At 50.0% G+C, this 22,598-nt stretch carries 18 protein-coding genes and 1 riboswitch; all 18 genes read right to left on the bottom strand.

Annotated elements, in window-relative coordinates; translation table 11 throughout:
• Positions 1-131: 131 nt before the first annotated feature.
• The gene (locus tag EKM75_RS09340; RefSeq protein ID WP_125694026.1) at positions 132-1,391 is read right to left on the bottom strand and encodes a tetratricopeptide repeat protein; all 1,260 of its coding nucleotides are present in this window, start codon (positions 1,389-1,391) and stop codon (positions 132-134) included.
• Between the two features lie 811 nt (positions 1,392-2,202).
• Positions 2,203-2,490, bottom strand: coding sequence for an HU family DNA-binding protein (locus EKM75_RS09335; RefSeq protein ID WP_225421803.1), 288 nt, complete (start codon positions 2,488-2,490; stop codon positions 2,203-2,205).
• A 227-nt stretch (positions 2,491-2,717) separates the two neighbouring features.
• Positions 2,718-4,025 carry a ribosome biogenesis GTPase Der gene (gene der / locus EKM75_RS09330; RefSeq protein ID WP_125694023.1) on the bottom strand — a complete coding sequence of 436 codons (1,308 nt, stop codon included), beginning with the start codon at positions 4,023-4,025 and terminating at the stop codon, positions 2,718-2,720.
• A 96-nt stretch (positions 4,026-4,121) separates the two neighbouring features.
• Positions 4,122-5,432: a 30S ribosomal protein S1 gene (rpsA, locus tag EKM75_RS09325; protein WP_125681275.1), complete on the bottom strand. Its 1,311-nt coding sequence runs from the start codon at positions 5,430-5,432 to the stop codon at positions 4,122-4,124.
• Between the two features lie 79 nt (positions 5,433-5,511).
• The gene (gene cmk / locus EKM75_RS09320) at positions 5,512-6,192 is read right to left on the bottom strand and encodes a (d)CMP kinase (RefSeq protein WP_125681274.1); all 681 of its coding nucleotides are present in this window, start codon (positions 6,190-6,192) and stop codon (positions 5,512-5,514) included.
• 33 nt (positions 6,193-6,225) lie between these two features.
• Positions 6,226-6,882: a LysM peptidoglycan-binding domain-containing protein gene (locus EKM75_RS09315; protein WP_125694021.1), complete on the bottom strand. Its 657-nt coding sequence runs from the start codon at positions 6,880-6,882 to the stop codon at positions 6,226-6,228.
• Positions 6,883-6,953: 71 nt separating this feature from the next.
• Entirely contained in the window at positions 6,954-8,372 is a 1,419-nt protein-coding gene (locus EKM75_RS09310) for a RecQ family ATP-dependent DNA helicase (protein WP_225426694.1), read from the bottom strand.
• Positions 8,372-9,412 (bottom strand): helix-turn-helix domain-containing protein, encoded by a 1,041-nt coding sequence (locus tag EKM75_RS09305; protein ID WP_125694016.1) that lies wholly within the window; start codon positions 9,410-9,412, stop codon positions 8,372-8,374. The genes EKM75_RS09310 and EKM75_RS09305 overlap by 1 nt, the downstream gene beginning before the upstream one ends.
• Before the next feature lie 722 nt (positions 9,413-10,134).
• The gene (locus EKM75_RS09300; protein WP_125681260.1) at positions 10,135-10,716 is read right to left on the bottom strand and encodes an ECF transporter S component; all 582 of its coding nucleotides are present in this window, start codon (positions 10,714-10,716) and stop codon (positions 10,135-10,137) included.
• Positions 10,717-10,829: 113 nt separating this feature from the next.
• Positions 10,830-10,947: riboswitch (FMN riboswitch) on the bottom strand.
• A gap of 57 nt (positions 10,948-11,004) precedes the next feature.
• On the bottom strand, positions 11,005-11,727 hold the full coding sequence (locus EKM75_RS09295; protein ID WP_125694014.1) for a pseudouridine synthase: 723 nt from the start codon (positions 11,725-11,727) through the stop codon (positions 11,005-11,007).
• A complete protein-coding gene (scpB, locus tag EKM75_RS09290) occupies positions 11,727-12,329 on the bottom strand; it encodes an SMC-Scp complex subunit ScpB (protein WP_125694012.1) in 603 nt (200 codons plus the stop codon). The genes EKM75_RS09295 and scpB overlap by 1 nt, the downstream gene beginning before the upstream one ends.
• The gene (locus EKM75_RS09285) at positions 12,307-13,095 is read right to left on the bottom strand and encodes a segregation and condensation protein A (protein WP_125694010.1); all 789 of its coding nucleotides are present in this window, start codon (positions 13,093-13,095) and stop codon (positions 12,307-12,309) included. Before EKM75_RS09285 ends, scpB begins: the two co-directional genes overlap by 23 nt.
• Positions 13,049-13,444 (bottom strand): N-acetyltransferase, encoded by a 396-nt coding sequence (locus EKM75_RS09280; protein WP_125681252.1) that lies wholly within the window; start codon positions 13,442-13,444, stop codon positions 13,049-13,051. Before EKM75_RS09280 ends, EKM75_RS09285 begins: the two co-directional genes overlap by 47 nt.
• A 54-nt stretch (positions 13,445-13,498) precedes the next feature.
• On the bottom strand, positions 13,499-14,395 hold the full coding sequence (xerD, locus tag EKM75_RS09275; RefSeq protein WP_125694008.1) for a site-specific tyrosine recombinase XerD: 897 nt from the start codon (positions 14,393-14,395) through the stop codon (positions 13,499-13,501).
• A 12-nt stretch (positions 14,396-14,407) separates the two neighbouring features.
• Entirely contained in the window at positions 14,408-15,298 is an 891-nt protein-coding gene (locus tag EKM75_RS09270) for a CvfB family protein (RefSeq protein WP_125694006.1), read from the bottom strand.
• A 961-nt stretch (positions 15,299-16,259) separates the two neighbouring features.
• Positions 16,260-18,017 carry a pyruvate kinase gene (pyk, locus tag EKM75_RS09265; protein WP_125694004.1) on the bottom strand — a complete coding sequence of 586 codons (1,758 nt, stop codon included), beginning with the start codon at positions 18,015-18,017 and terminating at the stop codon, positions 16,260-16,262.
• Positions 18,018-18,278: 261 nt separating this feature from the next.
• On the bottom strand, positions 18,279-19,007 hold the full coding sequence (locus tag EKM75_RS09260) for a transaldolase (protein ID WP_125694002.1): 729 nt from the start codon (positions 19,005-19,007) through the stop codon (positions 18,279-18,281).
• A 95-nt stretch (positions 19,008-19,102) separates the two neighbouring features.
• Complete coding sequence (gene dnaE, locus EKM75_RS09255) at positions 19,103-22,450, bottom strand: DNA polymerase III subunit alpha (protein ID WP_125694000.1); 3,348 nt, start codon at positions 22,448-22,450, stop codon at positions 19,103-19,105.
• Between the last annotated feature and the right edge of the window lie 148 nt (positions 22,451-22,598).

Genomic DNA, 22,598 nt, shown 5'->3' with positions numbered 1-22,598 from the left:
TCAAAATCAGAATACAAAAAAGAGGTCCAATTCGAAAGTGAATTGAACCTCTGAAAATCCCTTCATCAACACCGGTTGACAAAGAGCCAAAAAGAACACCCCGCGGCATCCTTTTCTATAGTGCACTTCAGTTAGTCTTCATAGCCTTCCAGCATAAGTGCCATTTCAGCATCATCCGGAACGACTTTCACGTACGCCTGTAGCAAGTTAACGACGACATCACTGTCCCCTTCTTCACGATAGAAGTAAATCGCTGGCTTCAGGAAGTCCGGTTGATCCATGAAGAACGGCCGCGCGGCATCGTAGTACTTACGGGCTGCCACAAAGTCCTCCTGATGGTTCGCCGTGACTGCTAAATTCCAATATAGCTGTGGATCAGCATCTTCGTTGGCCAAGTACGGTTTAGCCAACTCGGCATTCTCCGCCCACCGTTCCTGCTTCACATACAGGTTGCTGAGTTGAATAACCGCTGCGATATCATCGGCATCCAGCTCGTGCCCCTTCTTTAGGTAACGTTCAGCGAGCTCTTCATCGTCCAATTTAGTGGCCACGTGGGCCGCCTGTAACCAGAGCTTCTCATTGTACTGGTCGACGCCTAAACCTTCCTGAAGGGCTTTTAAAGCCTCATCTAGCCGGTTTTCCTGCTCCAGTGCTTGTCCCAGGTAAGGATATAGGGACGTGTAATGGGCATCACTGTCCTTTAACTCCTCAAACAAGCGAATGGCAGTCGACCGTTCCTTCAGTTGCAGGTAAGTAAAGGCCGTTTCAAATTTTACATCGGGCGTCATGTCCCCCGTGTGGATCTGCTTCAAGTAGCCAATCGCCTGTTCAAAGCGACCAGCGTTGGCGTAAGCAACCCCCAGCCGTTCGACCAGGTTGACGCGGGACAATTCGGTCGTCCCTGCCGTAATCAGGTCTAAATACAACGGAATGGCCTTTCTGAACTCCCGCATGGTGAAGTAGAGTTCCGCCAGCGCAAACGTAATCACGGGTTCGTCAGGGGCTAATTTTTTGGCCGTTAAGAGTTTTTGTTCGCTGACTTCGAAAAGTTCCTGGGTCTGATAGAGGTCGGCAGCCACCATCAGGGATTCCACGTAGGCTGGTGAGCCAGGTTGGACCTGATTTAAATATTCTAGCGCCTCGTCGTTCTTATCTTCATCAATGGCAATGTCTGCGAGGTTCGTTCGCAACTCGTCTTCATCCGGGTACTTCTTGAGGAGTTTCTCGTAGATTCGTCGGGATTGGTTCAAGAAACCTAACGAATAGAGTTCCTCACCCAAACTAAACAACGTGTCATCGTCATCGTGGCGTAGTGCCAACGCATATTGCTTTTTAAAATCTTCGAGTTGTCCCTTTTCCAGTTCATCGAGTGCCGTTTCTGCGTAACTCATTGACCCGCCTCCATCTTGAATCTTTTGTATTATCTATTTGGTTATATCCACGTAGCCCGCCTACGGTTGTTAGGGGTGGCAGCCGTGGTGGGGACCGGCCAAAGCCTGTGGTGCGGTCTTTGGCCTCGACTTGAAGCCATGGCCAGTTCACCACGGCTTCAAGCTCGTCCCACGCTGTAGGTCGGCTCAAAACGCCAACCAACACCGTCGACACCACGGTACCACCCCTAACAACCTCCGGCTACTTTGATGTCTCAAATTTAACCTCAAGTTGCTGTATAGTTCGGCTGAAATTTTAAATCACTTAAGCTTTACAACTGACTTCATAAATGTTGAATCTGGTTACAGTAATCGCCTAACAACCGTGATATATCAAAGTTACCCAACATACTACGACTAGCACAGATTGCGTTTGCTCAATATGTTGTCATAAATATCACAATCGTAGCCGGAGGTCGCCCAGGAGGGTGCTGACCGTGACAGCGGTGTTAATTGGCGTTTCTCAGCCAATTTACAGCGTGGGACGCGTGAGAGACTCGCATGAACTTAGCGGGGCTCACACGTGAGGAGCAAGACCGCTTTTCAGGCTTGCTCCGTTCCCCACAGCTAGCACCCTCCTGGGCGGCCGTAAGCGGCAATACTAATTTTTTTAACGCAACAGTTAATTATACGCAATTCAAGGTGACTTGCGAAGTAAAAACCCTCGCCAGCATCAATTATCCCGCTACTTCACTGTTACTTGAATTTAATTAAGGGTAGCAAAAAGCCAGCCCGGCATTCACCGTACTGGCCCTCTACTCGCTAAATAAGATTATTTAACAGCATCCTTTAAAGCTTTACCTGGCTTGAATGCAGGTACTTTGCTTGCTGGGATTTGGATTTCTTGTCCAGTTTGTGGGTTACGGCCCTTACGAGCTGCACGTTCACGTACTTCAAAGTTACCAAAGCCGATCAGTTGAACCTTTTCGCCTTTAGCTAACGTTGCTTGGACAGAATCGAATACTGCATCAACTGCAGCAGTTGCGTCCTTTTTAGTTAAACCAGTTGCAGTTGCAACGTCGCTAACCAATTGTGCTTTGTTTGCCATGTTTGAATTCACCTCCTGAAAGAAGATTAGATGAATGACATCTAGTGGTCATTTTTGAGTGGTCCAAAAATGATGAAACAAATACGGTCAGCCGCATCATTTCTTTATCAAAGATAGCACAGGAAGCCTTGCATGACAAGGGATAACGCCATTTTTTAGCAATTATCGGTCAAGAATCGTGTTTTTTAATAAAAAATCGTTAAAATCACGGCAAAAGCTGGTCCTATGCTACTCAAGTCCTACTTCCGGGCACGCTCGATCAAATGGATCGGTGTCCCTTCGAAATCGAAACTAGCACGAATTTGGTTCTCTAAGAATCGCTCATAGGAAAAGTGCATCATCTTCGGATTGTTAACGAAGACCACGAAAGTTGGTGGCGCCACAGCCACCTGGGTGGCGTAATAAACCCGGAGCCGCTTCCCATTATCGGAAGGCGTTGGGTTCAAAGCGATAGCATCCATCACAACGTCGTTCAACGTTGCGGACTGCACCCGCTTGTTGTGGTTAGCCGAAACTTTCTTGATTAGGTCCGGCAACTGTTCTAGCCGCTGACCCGTCTTAGCGGAAACGAAGACGATCGGTGCATAACTCAGGTATTGGAACTCCAGACGAATTAGGTTCTGGAAGTCCGTCAACGTATGGTTATCCTTCTTCAAGGTATCCCACTTGTTGACCAAAATAATGATACCTCGACCTGCTTCGTGAGCGTAACCGGCAACCCGTTTATCCTGTTCCCGAATTCCCTCTTCGGCGTTCAAGACCACCAGAACCACGTCTGAATCATCAATCGCCCGCATCGCCCGCATAACACTATAACGTTCCGTGTTTTCGTAGACTTTCCCTTTTTTACGAATTCCGGCCGTATCGACCATCGTAAATTTGGTGTCGTCAGCGGTAAACTTGGTATCGACGGCATCACGCGTGGTACCAGCAATGTTGGAAACAATCACCCGGTCTTCACCAAGCATGGCGTTGACCAACGACGACTTCCCGACGTTAGGCCGACCAATCAAACTAAAGCGAATAGAATCGTCCTTTGGCGCACCATCATCTTCAGGGAATTTCTTCACAACGGCATCCAACAGGTCCCCTAAACCGAGACCATGGACCCCAGAAACGGGATATGGATCACCGAAACCAAGTGAATAGAAGTCGTAGATGGATTCCCGAGTTTCGGGATTATCCGCCTTGTTGACAGCCAACATGACCGGCTTATCGGCACGGTACAGGATTTTGGCCACCTTTTCATCAGCATCGGTCACACCCTCAGGGGCGCTCACGATGAAGACGATAACGTCGGCTTCATCAATTGCAATTTCTGCTTGTTGCGTAATTTGTGTTAAAAATGGTTCATCGCCGAGGTCGATCCCACCGGTGTCGATCATCCGAAATTCAGTTCCCAGCCATTCGGCTCGCGTATAAATTCGGTCACGGGTAACCCCTGGGGTGTCTTCGACGATGGAGATCCGTTCGCCGGCGATCCGGTTAAACAGGGTCGACTTTCCCACGTTTGGGCGGCCAACAATGGCAACTACTGGAAATGCCACTATAAATCCCTCCTTAAATTGCTACATTTGACGTGAAAAAGGTCCAGAACGAAACCAACAAAGTTCCGCTCCAGACCCATTTCTCAACCAAACGTATTAGTTGTTTTCGTTATCTTCCATATCTTTCTTCAAGCTATCACCAATCAGATCGCCCAAAGAGAAACCGGTGCTTTCTTCTGGGGCGTTAGCCGTTGAAGTTTCAGCACTGTTCCGGTTGTTACGACGACGGTTGTTGTTACCGCCATTGTTGCTCCGGCTACGGTTGTTGTTACTGCTGCTCCGGTTCTCAGAACCTTCGTCACCAGATTGTGGCTTTTCTTCAAGAGCCTTGATGGACAATGCCAAACGGTGATCGTCTGGACGAACATCTAAGACCTTAACCTTGATTTCTTGACCAACCTTCAAAACGTCAGCAGGCGTTGCGATGTGTTGGTGAGAAATTTGGGAAATGTGAACCAAGCCTTCAACGCCAGGGAATACTTCAACGAAGGCCCCAAAGCTAGTCAAACGCTTAACAGTTCCGTCTAAGACGCTGCCTTGTGGGGCTTTGTCTTCGATACCGTCCCAAGGTTCTGGTAAGGTTTGCTTGATGGAAAGAGAGATCCGGTCGCGGTCTGGGTCTACAGATAAGACCTTAACTTTAACGTCTTGGCCAACCTTCAGAACATCGCTAGGCTTTTCAACCCGTTCAAAGGCGATTTCAGAAACATGGACCAAACCATCGACGCCACCAAGATCAACGAATGCACCGAAGTTAGTCAGACGAGCAACTTTACCGTCGACAATGTCGCCAGCAGTTAACTTAGCCATGATTTCTTCTTTTTGTGCAGCGCGTTCCTTTTCAACGATAGCACGGTGTGATAAGATCAACCGGTTTTCGCTAGGTTCGATTTCAACGATCTTGAATTCCAAGGTTTGGCCCTTGAATTGCGCAAGATCTTCGACGAAGTGATCAGAAACCATTGATGCGGGAACGAAACCACGAACACCGGCATCAACAACTAACCCACCCTTAACCACTTGGGTAACAGGGGCAGTTAACGTATGACCTGCTTCGAATTCCTTTTGAATATCGTCCCAAACCTTACGGGCTTCCAAACGACGTTGAGACAGTAAGTAGCTACCGCCTTCCTTGTCAGTTCCGATCCGTGAGATAACGACGAGATCCAAGACGTCACCAACTTTAATTACTTCATTAATGTCATCAACTGGCTTAGTTGAGAGTTCCTTCTTGGGAACGACCCCTTCGATACCAGTATCTGCAATACCAACGATTGCTTGTTGGTCGTCATCAATCGTTAAGATTTCACCCTTAACGACGTCACCGACCTTGACGTTATCGATGCTGTTTAAAGCATCTAATAACTCATTGTTTTCATTGTTTTGACTCGTGCCATTTTCACTCATGCGAATTTTTCCTCCTTGCGACAACTCTATATACTATTTTAGCTGATTATGCTAGTAAAAGCTAGTAAAATGCCTATATCTAGTGGGATTCTTTTTCAGAAATGATTTCGGCGATTTTATCAGCCACCTGTTCGATGCTCATCGAGGTCGTATCTAACCGAATGGCATCCGCCGCTTGGGTCAATGGAGAGACCTTTCGTGTCGAATCTTTCCGATCCCGTTCCTCGATTTCATGCTTTAATGTTGCTAAAGGTGTCTCAATGCCCTTGGCCGCATTATCCTTCAAGCGCCGTTGTGCGCGTTCCTCCACGCTGGCCACTAGGAAGATTTTTACTTCTGCCTTAGGCAAGACGGTCGACCCAATGTCGCGACCGTCCATGACGATACCCCCAGCATCCGCGATATCCCGTTGACGAGCCGTCAACTCTTCTCGAACGGCGGGCAAGGCGGACACTGCTGAAACGGAGTTGGTCACGTCAGGTTGGCGGATGGCCAAGGTGACTTCGGTGTCGTCAACAAACACCTTTTGCACTGGGGTGCCTGGTTCAAACCGAATGGTGATTTGATCCAGCAATTGTTTGACCGCTGCTTCATCGGTCAGACCCACACCAGCCTGTAACACTTTCCAAGTAATCGCACGGTACATAGCACCCGTATCACAATATATGTAGTGAAAACGTTGGGCAACGATTTTTGCCACGGTACTTTTGCCGGCCGATGCTGGACCGTCAATGGCAACTTGCAAACCTTGTTTCTCCATGAAAACCAAACTCCTATCAAATAAAATTAACGCCTATTTTACCCGCAGCTTCTGACCGGGATGTAACGATGAGGCTGAAGACAGTCCGTTCAACTGTAAGAGTTCTTGAACAGAAATGCCCGCGTTCGTGGCGACCCGGTAAACCCCTTGTCCAGATTCAACAGTTGCGTACTTTTTGCTACCAGTTGACGTACTCGTACTGCTACTGGTAGTGGTGGCACTTGAACTGGTCTTGTTCGGCTTAGTGGTGGCGCTACTCGTAGCCGAATAACTGCTAGTCGTCTTTGCCGAACTAGCAGTCGTGGTTGAAGTTGTTGATTTTTTTGAGCTGGCCGTCTTAGATGAAGCGGTTTTCTTGGAAGAAGACTGCTTATGACTACTCGTCGAGCTCTTGGAACGCTTGCTAGAAGAACTCGATGAGCCATCTGCGACCTGCTCCGTACTTTGATTTTCAGGCTTATTCACGGCACTTTGTCGTGCTAACCCATAAACTAATGATGCCACTGCGATCACGATGATAATGGCAACTAATACGACCGTCACCATGGTATTCCCGTGATTTTGCCGCCGGATTCTCGTTCGTGACAGGTTCCCCTGATCGTCCCGATCATCGGCAAACGACTGATCCCAAGGATGGGACTCCTTATCCTTCGTATCCTTCGACGTTTGATCGTCACGCTTCTGACTCATCATCTAACCTCCCTGAAAAACTTTCACCCGTAATTGTACCATACCAGATACCTTAATTCTTTAAATTCTTACTAAAATAACCGGTTAAGTCGGGTTTCCCAGTCGGTCGGCGCATTTTCAGTCACCGCAGCTGGTTGACGCAAGAGCTTCAGCTGGTCCAAATCAAGGGCCACCTCTCCCGGCGCACAGCACGCTGCCGAATGGGCCGGACTGGTCTCATCAAAAGCTTGCAGCCAGACTTGTCGCAAACACCGCCGTTCTCGGGCATAGGCTAACATATTCGCCAATGCCCGATTCCGTTCCTTTTCTCGCCGCGTAAACAGCTGGGTAACTGCCGCTTGACTGATGCCATGACCCCGGTAAAAAGCCAACAGGTGAATCACCGGGTCATCGTCCGCAAAGCTCTGCGGATGCGCGTAGTATCGGGCAATCGTTTCCTCATCTGGTCGATTAGACTGACCCAATGCCAGGGGTAACTGCTCATCACCCGGTGCGTACAGCAAGATAGCGATGCTGGGCTGCCCATCACGACCGGCCCGGCCAATTTCTTGCGCGTAGCTTTCCAGGTCGGCCGGCAGATGATAATGAATCACAAATCGGACGTCATTCTTATCGATGCCCATGCCAAACGCACTGGTCGCACAGATCAAGTCGAGTTGACCCGTCATAAATTGTTGCTGGATTCGGAAGCGGTCCTCACCACTTAACCCCGCATGGTAGGCCGCGGCTTGCACGCCAGTAGTCTGTTGCAACCACAACGCGGTATCGGTCGCCTGTTGCTTGCTCGAAAAGTAAATGACCCCCGGTAACTGCAGCTTGGTCACCAATGCCTGCAGGCGGCTCTGTTTCTCGGCCTCATTTGCAACATTCTCAACGTCTAGAAAGATATTGGGGCGGTCGACGGACTCAGTGACTACCTGTGGTTGCGACCGCAACTGCTTTGAAATTTCTTGACGGGTCACCTTGCCCGCCGTGGCCGTCAGCATGAGCGTCAGCGGTTGATTTAATTTGGTCCGAATTGCGCCCAATAATAAATACTCTGGTCGGAAATCTGGCCCCCACTGAACAATACAGTGTGCCTCGTCGATTACCAATAAACTGAGGTCGAGTTGCCCCACTCGAGCTAACATTTGGGGTTGCGCCAGCATTTCTGGTGATAGGAAGAGAAATTGTAGATCGTTCAGGCGCTCCAAGATAACTTGTCGTTCCACGTACCCAGTCTGTGACGTGATGGCGGCCACTCGTTTGAAGCCACTGATCCGCATCCGATCGACTTGGTCGTTCATCAGCGATAACAATGGCGAGACAATCAACACACACCCTCGATGCCGATAACCATAAAGCTGATAAACGAGTGTTTTCCCAGCACCGGTCGGCAGAATGGCCAAAGTATCCTGGTTGGATTCTAAGGCGGTTAACGCAGCCTTCTGACCAGAACGAAACGTACTAAATCCGAAAACTTTTTCTAAACTAGCTTCTAAAGTTTCCACTATTCTGAGTCCCCCCGTTTCATCCGCCAGATGGCATAAAGCCGAAAATAAAAGAAATCAAGCTCATCGCGCATTGCTGCGGGTAATTCCATGTATTGCCAGGTATCAATGGGTCCAGTCACCGTGGCCGCGAACTGCTGGCGAACTGTTTCCGATAAGACCTGATCATACGGAAAGTCTGCGGCCGGCAACATGATGGCCGCCTCAAGCAGGTGCTCCCGTACTGTCGATAGCTTGACCTTACGGACCCGTGCCACCCGTGCCAAATCCCCGCCAGCCTCAACTGCTTGTAGCGTCTGTTGGGCGCTGCGTGACACGGGAACCGCCCACAATGGCTGAAATAAGTCATGGAGCGGATGCTGTGATTCTTGGGCAGCCAAGGCAATCTGGGCAACCCCATCAAAATGCATCAGCTGGATCTCCCAAGCCGAACGGTTAGTGCTCTGTGCCAATTGACTGACCGTATAGCCAGGCTGTTCGTAACCCGTAAATTGGTCCGTCACAACTGCGGCCGTCTCTGCCGGCAACTGACGGAGACTGGTGACCAATGCCTCGTTAAGCTTGCCCGCTAAATCGGGACCTTTAACGCGGTGAAACCACCGCCGAACCGCTTGCCGGGTGGTTAGATCAGTCGCTAAGGGATAGTAACGCGAGGTGCTATGTGCGTACTGTGACGTCACCTGGACTGCTAACAGTAAACGTTGCCGTACCGCCACCAAATCCACGTTGGCCCAATTTTGTCGGGTAATTGGTCGGTAATAAGTCGTGTTCGTTGCGGCCATTTGCCCCCGCTCAGTCAGATGAACGACCCCTTCCGCTGAATCTCCGGCAATCAATCCCTGTTGTGCCAATGACTGGGCTGGACCATCCAACGCTCCTCGGTCCAAGGACTTCGCCAGATTCAATAGTGGCAGTAAGTCGTACCGTAACCCCCAGTACAGGGTTGAAACGGTTCGCCGTCCTCGCAATAAATTCTCGATGACCCGCAGCCGCCGGTCTTGGTGTTCACTTAGTAGTTGCAATAAGTCTGCCGGGTCCATGGGCCACCTCCGTTAAATTTAGTCTGCTACCAGTTTACCATAAGAAAAGGGGCCGGCAGACCTGCCAACCCCTGATGCTTCAAATTTCTTTATTATTTTAGTTATTATACCTTGACCGCCTCCGGCCGCCAGGAGTGTAGCCTGCTGTGGGGACCGGAAAAAGCCTAAGAAGCGGTCTTTTTCCTCGACTTGACACCTCGTCAGGACCCGACGAAGCGCCAAGCTCGCCCCACGCAGTAGGTCGGCATAGAACGCCAACCAACTGCGTCGACACAGCTGCCTACACTCCTGGCACCCTTCGGCTACACTGTCCTTAACTGAAATGTGGCTAGGGTGAGTGGCGGGACTGCACGTACCTACGACTCCTCTTACTTGATTCCAAACCCAGCTAGTTTAGCTCAGGTAAGTAGTATTTTCCTTTGGCCTAATTGAGGTACTAACAGCCTACCCACTCTACCAGAATTGTTGTCATCAAGATACCAACTATCACTGAACAACATAACCACAACCGTTGTCACTGGTGGTTGGTAGGGATGGAACCGACTGTGTCGACGGTGTTGGTTAGTGTTTTTCACCTAGCCTACAGCGTGGGACGAGCTTGAAGACTTGGTGATTTGCCAAGGTTTCAAATCGAGGTGCCAGACCGCATCTCAGGCTGGCACCGGTCCCCACAGCAGGTGGAATCCCTGCCAGCCACCAGCATCCAACCAGCGTAGATGTGCTTATAATGTCGTGTGTTTAGCCAACCAAGGTGCCATCCGGCGGGTCAACAGGATAAAGAGAATTCCTAAAACGACCCCCTTGATCAAGTTAAACGGAATAACCCCTAACAGGACTAACTTGCTAACGGGCAAGCCAATCGATATGTTTAGGACCTTTAAGTACAGTGGCGTAATGACCAACCAATTACCCAATGACAGCACTACGGTCAGACTCAGCGTCCCTAAAACCACGGCTAGGATTTGCCGGGTCAGCGAAGGATTTCGCCGCTTTAGTACTAGACTAATCGGCACGATTAAAGCTAGATCAGCAATAAACGCCGTCATCACCCCAATTAAGTTCACAACGTCCATACCGGTCGTCACAAAGTACAGTAGCTCTTTGACTGCTGCAATCAGGATCGCGCCACCTAGACCAAAGACACTCATGCCAATCAGCACGACCAAATCACTCAGATCAAGCTTCATATACGGCACAATGGGCACGATAGGTAACGCCACAAACATCAAGACATAGGAAATACCGGCGAATAACGCCATTTCCACCATTGCCCGAACGCTTAAACCACTACGACTGTTTTCCATAACTCTTGTTCCTCCTTGCGGCCATCTTTCGCGGTGCGCCCATAGAAAAAGGCCTCACCACAGAAGGGCGAGACCTTGGAGTTTACGCTAAAAAGGATACGCAAAAAGCAATGTCTCATCTTCTGCATACCAGACTTTACTGTCGGTTTCGGAGTTGCACCGAATCAACCGCTTGCGCGGGTCGCGGACTTTACCGCCGGTCGGGAATTGCACCCTGCCCTGAAGATGAACCTAAATTTATTACAAGTTAAATATACTAACTTTTAGAAAGTCTGTCAATGAAAAAGCTTACATCAGCCCAGTAGCCTGTTTGAGTTCTTTGACCTCTTCCGGTTTCAGTAAGCGGGCTTCCCCGGCATTGAGCCCCTTTAACGTCAAATTACCGTACTTTTCTCGCTTGAGTTTTTCAACCGGGTAACCGACCGCCTCTAACATTTTCTTCACTTGGTGATTTTTACCTTCGTGAATAATCAGTTGGACGATAGAAGACCTCTTCTTAGGGTCACTGCTTAACAACTTAGTCTTAGCTGGCGCATAGACTTCCCCGTCGACGGTCATGCCTTGACGGAGTTGCCGCATCGCATCGTTCGTCGGGGTCCCTGTAACCCGAGCCACGTAAGTCTTTTCAACTTCGTACTTAGGGTGGGTCAATCGGTTAGCCAGCTCGCCATCGTTCGTTAATAACAACAGACCAGCCGTATCATAATCTAACCGCCCCACTGGGTAAATCCGTTGGGGGATATCTTCAATGAGATCCACCACGGTCTTGCGGCCCTTTTCATCATTAGCCGTTGAAATAACCGCTCGAGGTTTGTACAGCATCACGTAGACCGGTGCTTCAGTCGTGACCGGCACACCATCAACCAGAATCTTGTCGTGAACGCCGACCTTGGTTCCTAGCTCAGTGACCACGGTGCCGTTAACCTTTACGCGACCGCTCATAATCAACTTTTCTGACTGTCGACGTGAGGCAACCCCGTCGTGGGCTAAAACTTTTTGTAGTCGTTCCATTAACTTTCATCTCCTGATTGATTTAATTGCTGATTGAAGGCTTGCAGAAATAAATCGCCGCCATCGCCCTCGTCAGTGGTGTCTCCTGGTGTAGCTGCCGCTGGCAAAGGTGGCAACTCATCTAAGGTCGTCAACCCAAAGTAATCTAAGAAATACGCACTCGTCCGGTACACCTTTGGTCGGCCGGGTTCATCCAAACGACCAGCGTCTTCGATCAGCCGCCGCAGAACTAATTTCTGCACGGTCGATGAACTCTGGACGCCCCGAATCTCATCAATTTCGATGCGGGTAATTGGCTGCCGGTACGCAATGATTGCTAAGACTTCTAGCGACGCTGGCGAAAGGTTGGTACTAAGTGGGTTCTCAAAGTAGTGTTTGATGACCTCGCCAGCGGCCGCCTTGGTCACTAGTCGATAGGTCGTATCGTTGACCATCAACTCCAGCGCGGAATCCGTATCCGCCGCGTACTTCTCGGCTAAGCGTTCCAAGCTGGCTAAAATGGCTGGTCGTAATAAGCCCGTAGCCGCTGCTAAATCAGCTACGGTAATGCCTTCGTCACCACTGACGAACAGGAGGCTTTCAATCTGTGCTAGGGGTGACATCGGGTCCATAACTTCCTTCCATTTTTAAAAATCCAACCTGAAGTGGTGCCAAGCGGTTGACCTGTTGTAACTGGACTTGTCGTTGACGAGCCAGTTCCAAGACTGCCAAGAAGGTCGTCACAACTTCTTCTAAAGCCGGTGCCCCGGCCAACAGCTTGTCAAAGTCGATGGGGTGCTTGGCTCGTTGTAAGCGGGTCAAGACGGTCGCCATCTGAGCCTTAATCGTAAAATGTTCTTGATGAATATTTTGGGTCACCGGCTTCGCAATCATTGCTCGGTGAACTAGTTTGGTCAAAGCCGCCTGCAAGTCACTGGTCTGAATACCCGGTGCAACCGACAACGTCACCGATTCCGGTACGGCCATCGCAGGTCGGGTGAAGTGTTCCTGTCGAGCTATGGCGCGCTTCTTCAGCTCCTGGGCAGCTTGCTTATAACGTTGATACTCCAACAATTGATTGACCAAGTCTTCCCGGGGATCCTCACCGGCATCTTCATCGACAGGATCCACCGTCGTTGGCTTGGGCAACAACAGCTTCGCCTTAATGGCCATCAAATTAGCCGCCATCACAAAGTACTCACCAGCAATATCTAGCCGCAGTTCCTGCATTTGATGCAAGTAGGTCAGATACTGACTGGTAATCGTCGTTATCCGAATATCGTAAATATCCATTTCATTGGTTTTAATTAAGTGTAGCAACAAGTCTAACGGGCCCTCAAAATCACTGACCTGAATCAGCGGTTGACCGTTCTCTGTGGCTTTGTCCATGGTAAAACTCCCATTTTGCAATAATCTTGGCCGTCGTTAGGGTTCCCATCAACCGCCTGTCCGGCGCTGTGGTGGCTAACTCATCTAGCATCTGCCAGGTGTTTCGCGTTAACTGCTTATCTGGCATCAACGTAATCAACCGAACGACCAGGTAGTCTCCCTGCACTTCTGCGCCCAGAGCTCCCGCGAAGTCGTCGTGCTCGTCCTTCCAGAGATAAAGGTTCCGGTCATCGCCGGCCTGGTACCATGCCAATTCCTTTTGCAGCCGGTCCCAGTCCTTAAAATTCGGCAACAGGCTCAACATGCCCATCGCAATCTTTTGATAATCGCTCCGATATTTAAGTAACATGGTCCCCCTCCATTCCAATCGTCTTCATACTTTACCACCCCCTTGCCGTAACGGCTAGGCGCGTGGATGATACGCATCATAAACATTCAGTAACCGTTTTTTTGAAATATGCGTGTAAATCTGGGTGGTCGTGATGTCCGCGTGACCCAGCAATTCCTGAACAACTCGTAAATCTGCGCCATTCTCCAAAATGTGCGTGGCAAATGAATGCCGCAGTGTATGCGGCGTGACATCCTTTTGAATGTCAGCCAACGCCACGTACTGCTTGATTTTTTGCCAGATGGACTGCCGCGACAGGCCACCACCGTGTGCATTTAAAAACAAATACGGGCTGGTGCGCTGTTTCAGTAATACCGGTCGACTGTGTGCCAAATACTGGTTGATCCAGTCGCTGGCTACGTCGCCGATTGGAATGATCCGTTCCTTGTCACCCTTACCCAGGGTCTGAATCAACCCCATCTCCAGGTGCAGATCGGCTAATTTTAAATGGACCAGCTCACTGACCCGTAGCCCCGTTGCGTACATGACCTCCAGAATCGCCCGATCGCGCAGTCCGTACTTATTGCTGGTATCCGGTGCCGCCAACAAACGGTCGACCTCGGCCACCGTCAGCACGGCCGGTAAGTGTTGGGCGTGCTTAGGCGCCGCCACGTTAGCCATCGGATTATCTGTCAGCTGGTGAGTCTGGATCAAGTAACGATAAAACTTACGCAGAGCCGAGACCGCGTGAATCACTGAATTGCGAGACTTGCCCTCAGCGGTCAGTGCACTCAAGTACGCCATGACCTGAAGCCGGTCGACCCGTTTAAAATCGGTGATTTTTTTAGGCGACAAATACTGCGCAAAATTTCGTAATTCCTGCGTATAGCTCGTGACTGAATTTTCGGCAAGCCCCTGCTCGACCCGCAGGTAGTGGGCAAAGTCCGCCGTCTGATTCGCCAGTTCAGTCATCTAACGCGCCTCCTAGTCAGTCGTCGACTCGTCCTCTTCAGCTTCAGAAACCAGCCATAATTGCCCATCGTGTTGCGTAATTTTTCGAGCCTTCAAGAGGTGACCAATGGCTCGCTTGAACTGACCCTTACTGATACCAAAGTACGCTTTGATGGCAGCTGGATCGCTCTTATCGCTGAATTCCAAGTGGCCGTCCTCACTGTGTTGCAAAGCAGCCAGCAACATTGCTGAATCATCATCAATGGCTTCGTAAGTCCGTGGACGTAAGGACAGGTTCAACGTCCCATCTTCGTGGACACCAATTACGCGGGCGTGTAATTCTTCACCTAAACGGGGTTCCTTTTCCCGTTCGGATGGGTGAATGAAGCCCAATTCATTGTTCTCAGTCATCACTCGGGTACCAACTAATTTCAGTTGGTAAGCGGTAGCGACCACGTTGGCGTTCTGCATGTGCTTCTTGGCTGGTTGGGCAATAGCTTGGTAAATTTCACCGTCAGCTAAGACACCCCAGAGGCGTTGTTTAGCATCCTCACGCAAAGCAATCATTAACCGGTCACCCTGTTGGGGCCACAATTCCATGATATCAGGTAGGTCATCCAGTGAAACGACGATGTCTTTGTTAGGCAAACCGATGTTGACGAAGACCCCTAAGGTCCGTTGGCTCCGGACGACCGTTCCCATGCCATAATGGTCGACCTGAACGGCTGGTGCGTCCCGGGTAATCTGCATGTCATGGTCTTCATTCTCATAGGCAAATCCCTTAAAGGTTGAGCCTAACTTCAATGGTTTCTTAATTTCTGATTTATCCAGCCGAAAGGTCGTCCCGGCAACCTGGACGTAGTAATCTTTTTCATTTTCATCGGTAACTTTGCCCGCGATGATGCGGCCTAATAGTTCTTCCATAATCTCCTCAATTCTACTGGTTTCCCAGTCTACCGTTCAAAAGTGTCTACCCCTTATTTTACACGGAAACCGTCCAACTAGCGAGCTTTAATCCCACTAAAGTTCGAAAGAATTACCGGTAAAAATGATGACACCAAACTCAGCAAAACATCGCACTCCGGTGGTCAGGGGCGGGGCCTGCTGTGGGGACGCTTCAGCCCAGGTGCGGGCTTCTCGCTCGATTTCAAGCCACGAAACCCCCGTGTCTTGAAATTCGCCCATGGCCTAAGCTAGCACAAAACGCTAGCTAACGCCATTTCCACGGCTGTCCCCGCCCCTGACCACCTCCGGCTTTGACGGTATGTTTCTGGCATTATTGGAATTGAAATTCGTTGTAAAATTAGGTGGACGTTGATTTAGACTGTGGCTTTTTAAAATTTCATTCATTATCCGCAGACTTGCAGATACTTCTGACCGATATCTTTCATCCTACAAGCCACCCACCACTGACACAGAAAAGTTGTTATCGGATACAAAGGATAAGCCTTGACGTACCAACGCAAAGCTCACTGCATCTAAGATAACTTCTTAATTCCAAAAGTGTTTGACGTAATGCCTTTACTCACTTTCATCGACAGCGACCAACAGGCGTTAACCGGTATAACAGCAACCTCGAAAATTAATGTTAAAGTTACTGACAATATCAGTGACCAGAGATGGGGCGGCATCAATCAGCTGTGTCAATGGTCTTAGCTGGGAACCAGCTTAGAGCATGGGACGAGCTTTAAGACTTGTGTTTTTCAAGGCTTAAAGTCGAACCGGAGGACCGCCCCTCAGGCCGTAGGCGGTCCCCACAGCTGATTGATGCCGCCCCATCGTCGGAAACGGCAATCATCACAATTTTCAAAGATTTCCAACTTCAGTGCAGCAAAAAACGGACCCCCGACAGAGGGTCCGTTTTTAATAACAGGTTTATCTCAAATTAAAGCGCGTTGGAAGCACCGTGGTAAACGATACCGCGACGTGAGTCAACGGTGATCAATTCGCCATCGGAGATCTTGTCGCTGGCACCAGTAGCGCCAACGATAACAGGAATCCCCATGGAAATCCCAACAACAGCTGCGTGAGAAGTCAACCCACCGTTTTCAACGATAACGGCGCTAGACTTTTCGATAGCTGGCAAGTAGTCTTTGTCGGTGTTCTTGGCAATCAAGATACCACCTTCAACGACTTTAGCATTTGCATCAGCAGCGGAGTCGGCGATGATTGCTTTACCAATCACAGTGTCGTCACCAACACCTTGGCCTTGAACTAACTTTGAACCGATCAATTGGATCTTCATCAAGTTAGTCGTTCCGCGTTCGCCGACTGGGACACCAGCGGTGATTAAGATCAAGTCGCCTTCCTTAGCTAAGCCCGTTTCAACGGCCTTGGCTGCAGCCAGGTCAAACATTTCATCAGTGTTTGAAGGCTTTTCGGTAACGATTGGGTAAACACCCCAGTTGACCATCAAACCACGACGGGTCCGGTCGTCAAAGGTAACAGCTAAGATATCAGCATTTGGCCGGTACTTAGAAATCATCTTGGCAGTGTAGCCACTTTCAGTTGCAGCAACGATGGTCTTAACGCCCAATTCGTTAGCAACACGAGCAACGGAAGCACCGATTGATTCGGTAACGTCACCGTTGTCGAAGTTCAAGTTGTCACGACCAAAGTCCTTCAAAGCATTTTCAGCCTTGATGTCGATCCGGTTCATCGTAGCAACGGATTCTACTGGGTATTCACCGTTAGCACTTTCACCAGAAAGCATAGTTGCGTCAGTACCATCAAAGACGGCGTTGGCAACGTCAGATGCTTCGGCACGTGTAGGACGTGGGTTTTCTTGCATGGAGTCTAACATTTGGGTAGCCGTGATAACTGGCTTACCTAAGAAGTTACACTTCTTGATCAAAGCCTTTTGTACCAAAGGCACGTTTTCCGTTGGAATTTCAACACCCATGTCACCACGAGCAACCATCAAACCATCGGAAACCTTGATGATGTCATCAAAGTTGTTGATACCTTCTTGGGATTCGATCTTAGGGAAGATTTGCACGTGTTCCATGTGCTTTTCTTCAAGAAGTTCACGGATGTCCATAACATCTTGAGGCTTCCGAACGAATGAAGCAGCGATGAAGTTGATTTCGTGATCCAAACCAAAACGAATATCATCGGAGTCCTTTTCAGTGATCCCAGGTAAGTTGATGGAAACGCCGGGAGCGTTAACACCCTTACGGGAACCCAGAACACCATCGTTTTGAGCAACAACAACTAATTCCTTAGCTGCGTCATCCTTACTTTCAACAACTGAGTCCAGTAAACCATCATCGAATAAGACGTGGCCACCTTCGTTAACATCATCGTATAAACCAGGGTAAGTAACAGCAATCTTTTCCTTGGTTCCTTCAAGTGAGGCATCCATTGAAATACGGAATTTGTCGCCAGTCTTGAATTGGAGCTTGCCGCCCTTTTCAACAGTGGTCCGGATTTCAGCACCCTTAGTATCCAACATGATACCAACGGTCTTACCAGTGATCTTTTCAGCCTTGTGGACGTTTTCCAAACGACCCAAGTGTTCTTCATGGTCACCATGTGAGAAGTTGAACCGGAAGATGTTGGCGCCTGATTCAATCAACTTAACAATCGTATCAACGTCAGTACTTGCGGGGCCAAGGGTACTTACGATCTTGGTTTTCTTCATTAGAAAAATCTCTCCTTTAGAATTGGCACGAACGGCTCGGCAATTTTATACAAAATTAACGGGCCGAAACATTCGGCACAAATTTGTTTCCAAAATTATTCTATCACTTTTGAAATTTATTGTCGCCTTTGTTTACCGAATTTTCGCCCGATTGTACACAAATTCTCAAAGTAAACGTTTTCACCGTCGTGGCGGGCCTCATGATACTTAAAAACCTACTGATTATATAATCGGTAGGTTATCAAGTGAATAATTTTTAATTTACTTTAAGACTTCTGCTTCGACCGGAATCGTGAAACCTAATTCGGCGATATCCTGATCAAAGGTTTTCACCGTGTCCACGGAAACGGTCAGGGCATCTTTACCAAACTTGTTTAGCTTGCCCAAAATCTTGGGTGGCACCGTAATGATGTCACAGCCAGTTTGGTCAGCCTGCACGATGTTAAAGGCTTCCCGAGTGCTGGCCCACAGTAACTCGACATTTTCCTTGGTGTGGCAGAGGTCTGCTGATTGTCGCATCAGTGGCAATGGATCAACGCCAGTGTCCGCAATCCGCCCTGCAAAGACGGACACAATCCCGCCCACTGCTTCATCCAGGCTAGCAACTGCTAGCTTCACCTGATCTAACGTGGTAATCGCCGTCACGTTTACCCGGACCCCAGCAGCTGAGAGTTCACTGATCACATCGCCATTGTCTTCCCCGTTGGCCCGGATAACCGGAATCTTAACGGCTACGTGACTACCGAGGGACGAAAGTAATTTGGCTTCAGCTAACATGCGTTCTGGCGTGTTACCAAAGACTTCGAAACTGATCGATTGGTCTGGGAAGGTCGCAACTGCCTCCTTCGCGAATGACAGGTAATCAGTAATCCCCGCCGCCTTCATCAAACTAGGGTTCGTGGTGAACCCTTCGACGAGTCCCTGAGCAGCTACAGCCTTCATTGCGGATAATTCGGCACCATCTGAATATACTTTTACGGATAATTGCATGAAAAAATACCTCCCGAAATATTTGTTATCAATCATTGGTATAAGCATACTAAAGCCGGTACAAATAGTCCAGAGGTATTTTTCGCAAAATTGGTCTATCCATTCTTAAAAACAACATTACCGCTGCCCATCAATTCTTCCAGGGGACTAACTAAAGTTGCATCCCCCGCTAACCACTGATTCCGCGGCAAGACTCGCTTTTGGTCCGTCTGCGGTTGGTAGACGATCACCGGGACATCCCCATGATGTGTAGTCAGAAATTGGCCTAATTTCGCCGCAATATTCCGCTCATCGTGTTGGGCATCTACCCGAACAAACCACCGGGCCCCATTGGGCAGCTTAGGCGCCAACTGGTCCTGCATGGTCTCAGCTAACGTGACCTGATCTGCGACGATCTGTAGGCCACGTTGCTGTTCGACCTTGCCCCTGACAACAACGACTTGATCGGTCTTCAGCCACTCGCTGGCCTGCCGATACTGATTGGGGAAGACTGTGATGCTCACGTCGGCTGTCTCATCACTGGCAGTCAGAAACGCCATCGGTTCACCCCGTTTGGTCCGGATCGTCCGAATCTTGGTCACGTAGACCACGACAGCCACCCGCGCGTTCTCGGCTAGTTCTGTGATGGGAACTGCGTGAATTTTCTCGGCCAACGCCTGGTACTGGGCGACCGGGTGTCCGGACAAATAGGCACCTAGTACGGATTCCTCCTGCGTTAGTTTGGTCATCAAGTCGAGGTCTGGCAACGGTTTGACCTTCGGCGCTAACGCCGCAAAGAGCTCCACGTTGTCCCCAGACAACTCCACACTACTGATGAACTCCGGTAACGCCGCCAATAATTCTGCCCGGTTATGGCCAAAGCCGTCGAACGCCCCCGCGTAGACCAACGCGTTTAATAGGTCCGCCTTTCGATACTTGCCATCGATCCGTTGCAGGAACTGGTGGAGGTCGCGGTATGGGCCATTCTCATGCCGGTCGGCTAAGACTTCTCTGAGGAAGTCCTTTCGCACCCCTTTGATACTGCTTAACCCAAAGATGATGTCGGCTCCCTGCAAATTAAAGTAGGCCGTCGACCGGTTGATATCTGGCGGCTGAATGCCAACACCGTGCCGCTTAGCTTCCGTCAAGTACATCTTCGTCTTAACTGGCACGTTGACCACCGAATTTAAGAGTGCTGCGTAGAATGGTCCCGGATAGTGGGCCTTCAGGTAAGCTAATTGGAAGGCTAGCTTACTATAGGCCACCGCATGGGACCGGTTAAAACCGTAGTTGGCAAACCGGTCGATATAGGCAAAGACCTTTTGGGCCACGTCCTCGTCATAACCCAATTGACGGGCACCAGTAACAAATTTCTTCTGCATGGCGTCCATGGTCTGTTTCTTCTTCTTACTCATTGCCCGGCGAAGCAAGTCGGCCTCACCCAACGTGAAGCCTCCCATGACGGAGGCCACCTGCATGACCTGTTCCTGATAGACCAAGACACCGTACGTCGGTCCCAAGATGGGAGCCAAGGCCTCGGCTGGATAAGTGACCGGTTCCTGACCGTGTTTCCGCCGAACAAAGCTATCAATGTTTTCCATTGGCCCCGGCCGGTACAGGGCATTGACCGCGGCCACTAGTTCAAAGCTGTCCGGTTGAAGTTGACGCAGGACCCGTTTGATCCCTGAAGATTCAAACTGAAAGACGCCATTTGTCTCCCCCTGGGCAAAGAGCTTGAGGGTGGCTGCATCATTTAAATCAATTTGATTGATATCGAGCACCTGTCCCGTCTGTTTTCTAACCAGTGCCAGAGCGTTGGCTAAAATGCTGAGATTCCGCAGTCCTAGGAAATCCATCTTGAGCAGACCAACTGCTTCCACAGTGTCCTTGGGATACTGCGTCATCAGGAGGTCTTCACTTCCCGGTTGCAGGGGGACGAGCTCAGTCAACGGTCCTTGGCTCAACACGATGCCGGCCGCATGGGTCGAATAGTGACGGGGCAATCCCTCTAGCTTCTGAGCCGTCGCAAACAGCAACTGATTCTGCGGACTATCCGCTACCAAGTTACGGAGCTTTTGTGACTGGTCATAGGCCGCCTGCAAAGTAATGTGCAATTGATTGGGAATGGCCGCACTCCAATCGCTCAACGTATACGGTGGCATCCCCAGGACCCGCCCAACGTCACGCAACGCGGCCTTAGTCGCCAGTGTCCCGAAGGTAATGATCTGAGCCACTCTGGAATGACCGTACTTATCGTGAACGTACTGCAAGACCTGTTCCCGTTTGTCATCCGGAATATCCAGATCAATATCGGGCATCTGGGCCCGTTCCTCGTTCAAGAAACGTTCAAACAACAGGTTATACGCCAACGGATCAACCTCGGTAATCGCTAAAACGTACGCGACCAAGGAGCCCGCCGCAGACCCCCGCCCTGGACCCGTTTGAATGTGGGCGCGGTGGGCGTAGTTCATGACGTCCCAAATAATGAGAAAATAATCGTCAAACCCCATCCGGTGAATGACGCCTAGTTCGCGCTCTAAGCGTTGCTGATAGGGCTGAGTGTCAGTGATCCCATCTGCTTGCAGCCGTCGCTGAAGGCCCTGTTGACAGAGTTCACGCAGATACTCTTGTGAGGGCTGGTGGTTAGGCGTCGGATATTCGGGCAATTGGGGCTGCTTAAATTGCAACGTCACGTGGCTTTTAGCGGCCAGGTCGGCCGTAGCTTGAACCGCTGACTGCAGGCCAGCCGCATTGAACCGTTCTGCCTGTTCCTGAGCCGGGCGTAGCCAATGCTCCCCCGTCTTCTGTTGCTCAGCCTCGGGGTCACTGATCGTGGCACCAGCATCAATGGCCCGTAAGACCGTCACAGCAAAGTGATCATCGGCATTGAGGTAGTCGACGGGCGCCAGCGCAACTAATGACGCCTGAACGCTCGTTGCCACCCGTTGGAGCGCTGCCTGTAAGGGCGCATCGGCCTTAGCCCCGATTCCCACGGCTAGAGCCCCCACGTGCCAGTCTTGAAACTGCTTTAAGACGCGACTAGCCACCGCTTCATCCCCAGCCGCCAGAAGTTGATGCGCCTCACTGTCTAATGGTGCAATAACGCTGAGATGACTCAGATTAGCGACCTGCTCGTGTAGATCAACGGCCCCCTGGGCTACCTGGTACGCCGTCGACAACTGCATCAGCTGCTGATAACCGGTAAAGTCTTGGGCAATAAACAACCACTCCTGGTCCTCCTCGGCACCACTCAAACTCTGAGTCGTCAGGGACAGTCCTAGTAATGGCTGAATCCCCACCCGTTGACAGGCATTATAGAAGGCAACTTCCCCGTACATGACGTTCTTATCCGTCAACGCCAACGCCGTATAACCGCGATCTTTCGCCGTTTGTACCAGTTGGTCGATGCGGTTCGTGCTCTGTAACAAGCTATAAGTACTTAGGACCTGTAAAGGAACAAACATGGTCGATTCTCCTCTCTGTAAATCTCATTATCGCTATTATACCAGAAAAAGGGGCGGATTTTACCCGGGGTGAACATTTGTTCGCTAGTTGTTAAAACATACTTCCTAGATAATCAGATCACCGCTCTAAAATTAACGCATTGCGCAC

It is taken from the genome of Levilactobacillus tongjiangensis, from assembly GCF_003946345.1.
In the GTDB taxonomy this organism is placed as follows: domain Bacteria; phylum Bacillota; class Bacilli; order Lactobacillales; family Lactobacillaceae; genus Levilactobacillus; species Levilactobacillus tongjiangensis.
Note: the sequence above shows the minus strand (reverse complement) of the source record. Positions and strands in the feature narration are given on the sequence as shown.